3 tRNA genes and 2 rRNA genes are annotated in these 1,376 nt (G+C 46.7%); all 5 read right to left on the reverse strand.

The features are described 5' to 3' along the window. Positions 1 to 312: ribosomal RNA gene (locus VR7878_RS20225) — 23S ribosomal RNA — on the reverse strand; the annotation flags it as partial. Between the two features lie 492 nt (positions 313 to 804). Beyond that, a tRNA-Val gene (locus tag VR7878_RS20230) sits at positions 805 to 880 on the reverse strand. 29 nt (positions 881 to 909) lie between these two features. Further along, positions 910 to 985, reverse strand: a tRNA-Lys gene (locus VR7878_RS20235). 17 nt (positions 986 to 1,002) lie between these two features. Continuing rightward, positions 1,003 to 1,078: transfer RNA gene (locus tag VR7878_RS20240), tRNA-Glu, on the reverse strand. A gap of 103 nt (positions 1,079 to 1,181) precedes the next feature. Continuing rightward, positions 1,182 to 1,376, reverse strand: a 16S ribosomal RNA gene (locus tag VR7878_RS20245); the annotation flags it as partial.

Here is a 1,376-nt window from a genome sequence, read left to right on the forward strand (position 1 = left end):
TTGCGTGCCTTTCCAGACACTTCACCTAACGCTGTAAAAGCTTAAGGGCTAGTCCGATTTCGCTCGCCGCTACTTTCGGAATCTCGGTTGATTTCTTTTCCTCGGGGTACTTAGATGTTTCAGTTCTCCCGGTTCGCCTCATTAACCTATGTATTCAGTTAATGATAACTGCTGCTGCAGTTGGGTTTCCCCATTCGGAAATCGCAGACTCAAGTGGCTCTTACTGCCTCATCTACGCTTATCGCAAGTTAGTACGTCCTTCATCGCCTCTGACTGCCAAGGCATCCACCGTGTACGCTTAATTACTTAACCATACAACCCGAAGAAGTCTTTTTTGCTTGGTCTTTTTCCCTGAATACGGCGTTAGCATCGAAGGCTGCTTGGTTGCTATCAGACGATAGCGCCCTGCGACATCCTTCTTGCTGCCTTGTCTCAGGCAAAAATCCTCAGCGCAAAAACCTAAGGGTTGATATCATCAACTAATTAGGTGTCACACAATATTTTATACATGAGTGTGTGACTTGGTTTTGCCGGACTCAATTTGAATACACAGTTGCCTGTGTATTCCCAAGAACACTTGATTGTGTTGGTCTTTCTCTTTCGAGAAAGGATTGAGAACTTTTACAAATAATCATCTGTTTCCAAAGAAACAAACATTATTTTGTCAGCTTTCCAAATTGTTAAAGAGCAATGTGTACGCTTGAGCATTCAAGCCACACTTTCTAATGACTTTCAGCGCCACAACATCGAACCACATCGGTTAAACCGCTGGTCTGAATTGTTGAGCCAAAAATAGTTAGAAAGTGGTGGGCGATACCGGGTTCGAACCAGTGACCCCCTGCTTGTAAGGCAGGTGCTCTCCCAACTGAGCTAATCGCCCACTTTCAGGCGTTCCCCAAAAGAGGAAAATGGTGGGTCGTACAGGATTCGAACCTGTGACCAATTGGTTAAAAGCCAACTGCTCTACCAGCTGAGCTAACGACCCGAACTTCTCAAAAGAAGTGGTATCCCGTAGGGGAGTCGAACCCCTGTTACCGCCGTGAAAGGGCGGTGTCCTAGGCCTCTAGACGAACGGGACATTGTCTGCCTTGTAACTTCCAAAAAACAGAAAATTACAACGCTATACGCTCTGTTATAAACCAAATCAATCTGTGTGGACACTCATCCAAAATATCTTCACGTAAGGAGGTGATCCAGCGCCAGGTTCCCCTAGCGCTACCTTGTTACGACTTCACCCCAGTCATGAACCACAAAGTGGCAAGCGTCCTCCCGAAGGTTAAACTACCTGCTTCTTTTGCAGCCCACTCCCATGGTGTGACGGGCGGTGTGTACAAGGCCCGGGAACGTATTCACCGTAGCATTCTGATCTACGATTA

Origin of the sequence: Vibrio ruber DSM 16370, from assembly GCF_900163965.1 — a bacterium.
Taxonomy (GTDB): domain Bacteria; phylum Pseudomonadota; class Gammaproteobacteria; order Enterobacterales; family Vibrionaceae; genus Vibrio; species Vibrio ruber.